The organism is Marinobacter sp. (genome assembly GCF_033722735.1).
Taxonomy (GTDB): Bacteria; Pseudomonadota; Gammaproteobacteria; order Pseudomonadales; family Oleiphilaceae; genus Marinobacter.
Genome location: NZ_JAWVYN010000045.1, coordinates 1 through 6863, shown reverse-complemented (window position 1 = coordinate 6863; position 6863 = coordinate 1). Strand labels below are relative to the sequence as shown.

Annotated in this window: 4 protein-coding genes and 1 pseudogene; 1 reads left to right on the top strand and 4 read right to left on the bottom strand. The window is 62.8% G+C overall.

What is annotated here, in order from left to right:
- The 4 genes and pseudogenes from R3175_RS17675 to R3175_RS17660 all read right to left on the bottom strand — a co-directional run.
- Positions 1-1629, bottom strand: a pseudogene (locus tag R3175_RS17675) (hypothetical protein); the annotation flags it as partial.
- The gene (locus R3175_RS17670; RefSeq protein ID WP_318945665.1) at positions 1626-2240 is read right to left on the bottom strand and encodes a DUF4123 domain-containing protein; all 615 of its coding nucleotides are present in this window, start codon (positions 2238-2240) and stop codon (positions 1626-1628) included. The gene R3175_RS17670 and the pseudogene R3175_RS17675, both read right to left, overlap by 4 nt.
- Positions 2240-4405 (bottom strand): type VI secretion system tip protein VgrG, encoded by a 2166-nt coding sequence (locus R3175_RS17665; RefSeq protein ID WP_318945664.1) that lies wholly within the window; start codon positions 4403-4405, stop codon positions 2240-2242. Before R3175_RS17665 ends, R3175_RS17670 begins: the two co-directional genes overlap by 1 nt.
- A gap of 306 nt (positions 4406-4711) precedes the next feature.
- Positions 4712-5368, bottom strand: a complete 657-nt coding sequence (locus tag R3175_RS17660) for a LysE family translocator (RefSeq protein WP_318945663.1) — start codon at positions 5366-5368, stop codon at positions 4712-4714.
- A 177-nt stretch (positions 5369-5545) separates the two neighbouring features.
- On the opposite strand from R3175_RS17660, the gene R3175_RS17655 reads away from it, so the two are divergent.
- Positions 5546-6863, top strand: a 1318-nt coding sequence (locus R3175_RS17655; RefSeq protein WP_318945662.1) for a dihydrolipoyl dehydrogenase, incomplete at its 3' end; no start/stop codon positions are given.

Below are 6863 nucleotides of genomic sequence, written 5' to 3'. Positions count from 1 at the left end.
GGCAATGGGGTAGCACAGGCCATTGAGGGCAAACAGATCGTTGAACACGGGAATGGCGTTGTTTTCCAGAAGCTCGATTCGTCGCTGGATCAATTCATAACAGGCGGCCCGGCAGGATTCGCGTTCTTCCTTGCGGAGTGCTTGATCCAGTTTCTCGGTATCCAAGGCGTGGCGGTAGTCATCAAAGGGACCACGCTCATAGCCCTTGTGGTCAAACATGGCCGAGTGCACCAGCATGGCACTCTTGAAGTGAGGGTGATCCTGGGTAGCCTCTGCGACCGTCTTCAGGTGGATCAGATGCAGTCCGGTCTGGCTGGTGAGCCATTCCAGTTCAAACAGTACATCCGGCAACGGTACAGCGGGGATGTGACGTTGCCTCAAGGGTGCAAGCTGGTCCTCTTCCCCATTGGCGGACGCCAGACGCTTGCGGACTTCATCCAACAGCGCCCTGCGGGCGACTTCGGCCTTATCTGCCAGCGGCTCTCCGCCGGTGCCCGCCTGGCCATCAGACTGGACCCGCCAGTCTTCCCCAACCAAATCATCCATCCAGCGGTTCAGGCCACTGGCGACGTCAACAGCCTCCGCCGCCTTGCAGACATAGCCTTCCTGCCGCTCTAACTCGTCCTGAATGTGGTGGAGTACCGTGTTGTCCCGGTCCAGACCGCCGCCGTCCAGGGACTGGGTCACCCGGAATGGGTTGGAAGCGTCCTTTTCCCGTCCCGGATCGCGACGGCGGCAGGGGACAGTCTGGCCCAGCGGCATCCAGCCGCAGCCTGCATGGGCCTCAGGGCCAAACCGGCGACGGTGCTCGTAGCCGTCCAGCCCTCCCAGGTTCTCACATCGGGCCCGTCGGCGGCTATCGATGAAACCGGCCCCATCCTTGCCATAGGCGGGAATGCCCGTCAGCTCCCGGTAGCTGGCAGGCAAGTGAATGATATCCTGGCCGGATTCCAGTGACTCGATGTAGTCCCAGCTCCACTGCTGTTCCGACCAGGCCAGCTCGACGTCACCGATGGTCCACTCAGCCCGGGCAATCCCCTGGAAGCGGGCCGGCACCCAGAGTGTGTCCAGGGCGACGCTCACGGCTGGTCGGTCATCCAGGCTGACCCGGTCCTCGGGCGTGGTAGCCAGCTTGGCCCGCTCTCGCCAATGGGCCAGGTCAACATCCCTGAGCTTGCCATTTTCGTCTGTTTGGAGTTCCCGCCAGAGAATGCCCTTCCAGAACACATACAGGTAACCTGGGCGTAGCAGTGCGTGGCCCCGCTCTCCATCCACCCAGGGCAGGCTTGCCATTGGATAGACGGGGAACAACAGGTTGGGCTGGGTCCGGGCGGTGAGCCGGGTTGGCTGCACATCGTCGAGCAGGGGTAGTCGCAGTTGTCCTCCCTGCTCCTTATCAATCGTCATCGTCAGCGTGTGATCAAAACGCTCGGCGCGGCCCACTGCGTAGTCGCATTCGTAACGCTGGTGCCATTGCTTCTGCGCTATGGTGAGCGCATTAACAACTTCGCCGTTCTTCTCCAGTACAAGTCCGTGACCTGGGTGAACGTCCGTGCCCGCCACTTCCACATAGAGCCGCTCAGGCTCCTTGCAGGGGGCCGCAGCAGCAATGTCGCCGGTGTCTGTCATGCGAGAGTATCCTTCCAATTCCGTTTGGCCGCCAAACCTTCCCGAATGGCATCCAGTTTTACTGTATCCAGGTGCAACCAGCCTTCCTCCAGCTGCTCGTCATCAGATGAATGGTCCATCCCCGATTCACCGAGGACAGCTTTATCATCAAGGAGCCATAACCACTTGGTTATAGGCCCATGGAGCTTGGTACGTTCGGAAGCCTTTAAAGTGGGGTACATGGCACTCATGATCCAGGCGTCATAAAACCGGAACAGCGCATCAGCTCCCTCTCGGACACGGACCGACACCAGTGTACGTAAGTGGTGACCAACGCCAGCCAGGTCCTGCTCCGATCCAACCAGCGATCCTGCCAGGCCAGGAAAGTCTGTCCGCCAATGCCTTATCCAACTATCTGGCTGATCAAGCTTGAACAAGACCGGGCTCACCTTCGCCAATTCGGTATAGGAACCGCACTGGTAGATGGATAACCACTCCGGATTCGGAATCGACGCGTATATCAGTTGAAGGGTGTCATAGCCAGGATCGGCCCCTTCAAGAACGGCGTACCAGTTCAGGCTTTCGGTAAGGGCATGGCCACTGGTGACCTCATTCAGAGCAAATTGACGCATCAGACGCTCTCCCGACAGTGGCAGTTATCTAGTGGGCAGCTGCCATCGGGCTGTTCCATACATTTCTCGACCAGGGCGAGGTCTTCCACGGCCGCCACTTCCAGGGCGGCAATCATGTCATCGGGCTTGCCAATTGCCCTGAGACCAACCGTTGCCAAAGCCACTGGCGCCACCGCCCCGCCATTGGCATCCACCAACCCCGGCATCCCCGGCGCCTGCACACCCTGCCCGGAACCACTGCCCGGCGATCCACCGCCGTTGAGTTTGATGGCCGGGCCGCTGAGGGCGACGCCGCTGGGGTCGATCTTGACGAAGCTGCCGCCGGCTTTGAGGGTGATTTCGGCGCCGGCTTCGATGACGGCTTTCTGGCCGGCCTTGATGTGGAGTTCGGTGCCGGACTCGCTGAGCCAGGCGGTGCCGGCTTTGAGGTGGAGGGTGCCGGTGACGTTGAAGCTGTGGTCCTGGCCGACCTGTTCGCGGCGTTCGCCGTCCACGGTCAGGTGGTCGTTGGCCTGAATATGGCCGGTGCGGTCGTTCTCCACCGTCAGGTGGCTGTCGTGCTTGATCACCTCGGTGCGGTCGTTCTCGGTGAGCAGGTCCAGGTCTTTCTGGGCGTGGACGTAGATCTGCTCTTGCCCGGCTTCGTCCTCGAAGCGCAGTTCGTTGCTGCCCTCGCCCTTGTGGCTCTGGGTCTTCAATACGGTGCGGGTCTTGTGCTCCGGCAGCGCGTAGGGCGGCGTGTTGGTGGCGTGGTAGGTGCGCCCGGTGATGATCGGCTGGTCCGGGTCGCCGTCGAGGAAGCTGACGATGACCTCGTGGCCAATGCGCGGCAGCGCCATGAAGCCGTACTGGCCGCCGGCCCAGCCCTGGCTGACGCGGAGCCAGGCGCTGCTGTGTTCGTCATTCTCGGAGTAGCGGTCCCACGGGAACCGGACTTTCACGCGACCGTGTTCGTCGCAGTGGATCTCCTCGCCCTCGGGGCCGGTGACGATGGCCATCTGCGGGCCGTCCATCAGCGGCCGCTCCACCGACGTTGGATGGGGCCGCCAGGTTCTATCGGCCGGAATGGCCTCGAAGGTGTTGCTGTAGCTGGTGGGCTCGGAACCGCCTTCCTCTTCCAGGGCCTGGGGCTGTGTGCCGGTGTGGACCACGCCGGTCAGCAGCCAGTCACGGTTGAGGTCTTGCTGGTTGTGGTTGGCAAGGGGCAGCTTGGCGCCGGCGGCGAGGTCGGGGCGGTTGCTCTTGCCATGGGCGACGCTGGCGTCACTGCGCAGGGCGTCGAGCCGGGCCTGGCTGAAGGCGGTGCCGCTGGCGTCGGCCTTGAAGCGGCCGGGGTAGTCGTAGTGCTGGTAGTCATCGCGCTGGTGGTCGATGCCCGACGCATTTTGTTCGTGCATCAGGGCGTAGGCGGGGTTGGTGAAGGTGTAGTCCTTCATCGCCACCGAGGCGGCGCGGACCCGCTCCCGATAGCTGAACTCAAGCACCGCCGGTTGCCGGCTGCTGCCGCCGGCAGCGGCGTTGTAGGTCGCCTCGGGCAGCACCAGAGCATCGCCGTGGTGGTCTGAGATCACCAGCGGCTGGTTATCGGACTCGATATCAAATCTATAGTGCCAGCCCTCTTCCGCCGCCAATCGCTGCAGGAAGTCGAGGTCGCTCTCCCGGTGCTGGACGCAGTACTCCCGCTCCTGCGGGGTGCGCTTGAGGTCGAACACCGTGTCGGCGATGCCGCGTTCCTCCAGCAGGGTCTTGAGGATGGTGTCCGGGGTCTGGGTCTGGAAGATGCGGCTGTTGCGCATCAGCCCCAGGCGCCACAGCGGCGGCTCCACGATCACTTCGTAGCGGGTGCGGCGATGGCCGGTGTCGCCGCGGGCGAATTCGGAGACCACGCCGGTGAAGCGGCGTAGCAATTGGCCGTCTTGCCAGACGACGAGTTCGACGGGCTGTTCGAGGACGTCGCTTAGAAAGGGGGACAGACTTGAAGTCTGTCCCCCGGGCGTTTGACCAATGCCCGGGTCGGTACTGGCCAGTTCCAGTTTGCCATGGAACAGTTGGGAGAGTGCCTCGGTAAATTCAAAGCCGACCACGGAGAACAGGTTGTTGGGGAGGTTGCCCACGCGGGCAGTGAACTGCAGTCCCTTTGCAGTAGGGAGGTTGGCCTCGGGCATGTCTTCGGTCCTTGAAGCTGCATTGTCCGGGGACGGAACCAGTTCGCCCCCCGCCTTTACGCACGTTACTCATCCTGAGCAGGCCCTGATTATAGCGTTGGAAAGCGGGAATGAAACCCATCCTGGTGGAACTGGCTCAAGCTCTGATCAATCCATTGTTTAAAGATGCAATGTAGAAAAAGGTCCTCTAAATATCGAACATCGTTTGCATGGCCTGAACCGAGTCGGTATTGATGCGGTTCGTGTTGTTCACCGGCATTCACCAATTGGGCGTTTCTTTGCATCAGGATAGGTATTGCAGGTTGCCTACTTGCTCACCGCCGGTTCACTGGCCCCGGAAACGGTTGAGAACAGCAACTGCCCGGCCAGTAACACCAGGATGCCCCCCATCATCCGGTCCAGCCAGTGGCCAAAGCGGCTGAATGCCCGCCGTACCCGGGGCAGGGTGAAGAAGCTGGCCACCATGGCAAACCAGAGACCGGTGGCAAGCGCGATGTACAGGCCATAGGCGGTCTGGATGGCGATGGGTGTGTCCGGGCTGATCAGCACCGAGAACAGGGAGACGAAGAACAGGGTGGCCTTGGGATTCAGGGCATTGGTCAGAAAGCCCAGCCGAACGGCGGCAAAACCACTTTGCTGTCGGGCTTTCCCCGCTTCCACATGGATACTGCCGCCCTTCGAGCGCAGGCACTGGATGGCAATCCAGGTCAGGTACAGGGCTCCCACCACCTTGAGGATGCTGAACAGCACCAGCGACTGCTGGATGATCAGGCCGATGCCCAACAGCGAGTAGGTCACGTGCACCAGGATACCGCCACCGATGCCGGCCGCGGTGAGCAGGGCGTTACGGCGGCTCTGGCACAGGGCCTGACGGATCATCACGGCAAAGTCGGGACCCGGGCTGGCGACGGCGAGCAGGTGGACGACGGCGACGGTCAGAAATTCCGGCCAATAGCTTTGCATGATCCTCGGAGCCTCGTTGCTGGGAAAGCGTAAAACAATGGTGATGTATAAGGGTAATAGCCGCGCGGCAATATGTCCTGTGTAAACTACAGTGGTTAGGCGTGCAAGGTATTCGTAGAACCCCATAGAACCCGGTAACACCAGGGTTCGTTGAGCCGACGCAGGGGAGGCAGCGACGTGGACAAACGTGACGTGGACGTGGCCATCATCGGGGCCGGCACCGCCGGTCTGGTGGCGTACCGGGCGGCTCTCAAGCATACCGACAGCGTGGTGTTGATTGAGGGCGGACCCTACGGCACCACCTGCGCACGGGTCGGCTGCATGCCCAGCAAGCTGCTGATCGCCGCGGCGGACGCCGCCCACGAGGTCGCCCGGGCGGGACTGTTTGGCGTGCACGCCGAGCAGGTGACGGTGGACGGCAAGGCGGTGATGGCCCGTGTCAGGGCCGAGCGGGACCGCTTTGTCGGTTCGGTTCTGGACTCGGTGGAACGGCTGCCGGACGATCACAAGGTCAGGGGGCAGGCCCGTTTCCTGGATGCCCAACGTCTGGTCATTGACGACCGGCTGGAATTGCGGGCGCACCGGGTGGTCATCGCCACCGGCTCGCGGCCGAACATCCCGGCGTTCCTTGAGGGGGCCGGAGACCGGCTGCTGGTAAACGACGACCTGTTCGAGCTGAAGGAGTTGCCCACCTCCGTGGCGGTGTTCGGCCCCGGCGTCATCGGTCTGGAGCTGGGCCAGGCGCTGAGCCGGCTGGGCGTTCGGGTGCGGATGTTCGGGGTCGGTGGCGGTGTGGGGCCGATCCGCGACGGGAGCATCCGGGACCGTGCCCTGGACTGCTTCAACGACGAGTTTCCCCTGGACCCGGACGCCCGGGTGTCGACGGTAACCAGGACCGAGGCCGGTGTGGCCGTCACCTTCAGCGATGCCGGGCGTGGCGAGGTCACGGAAACCTTCGATTACCTGCTGGCGGCCACCGGACGCCGGCCCAATGTCGATCAGTTGGACCTGCCGCGGGCCGACCTTCCGCTGGACGACCGGGGTGTGCCGCTATTCGACCGCTTTACCCTGCAGTGTGGTGACCGGCCGGTGTTTATCGCCGGGGATGCCAACAACGATTTACCGTTACTCCACGAAGCGGCGGACGAGGGCCGTATTGCCGGCGACAACGCCGGCCGTTATCCTGACACCCGCTCCGGCTTGCGCCGGGTGCCCCTGGCGGTGGTGTTCACCGATCCGCAGATTGCCACCGTTGGACTGACCATCGATCAGGTGGCGGAACGCTGTCGAGACTGGTATGCGGTGGGCGAAGTGTCGTTTGAAGACCAGGGCCGTAGCCGGGTGATGGGCCGCAACCGGGGCTTGCTGCGGGTGTACGCCGAGCAGGGCAGTGGCCTGTTCCTGGGTGCCGAGATGTTCGGGCCGGCGGCCGAGCACATCGGCCACCTGCTGGCCTGGGCGGCGCAGAAGCGGATGACGGTCAGCGAGATGCTGG

Coding starts and splice junctions, on each gene's coding strand:
- R3175_RS17670 (WP_318945665.1), bottom strand. CDS start 2,240: ATGCGTCAATTTGCTCTGAATGAGGTCACCAGTGGCCATGCCCTTACC.
- R3175_RS17665 (WP_318945664.1), bottom strand. CDS start 4,405: ATGCCCGAGGCCAACCTCCCTACTGCAAAGGGACTGCAGTTCACTGCC.
- R3175_RS17660 (WP_318945663.1), bottom strand. CDS start 5,368: ATGCAAAGCTATTGGCCGGAATTTCTGACCGTCGCCGTCGTCCACCTG.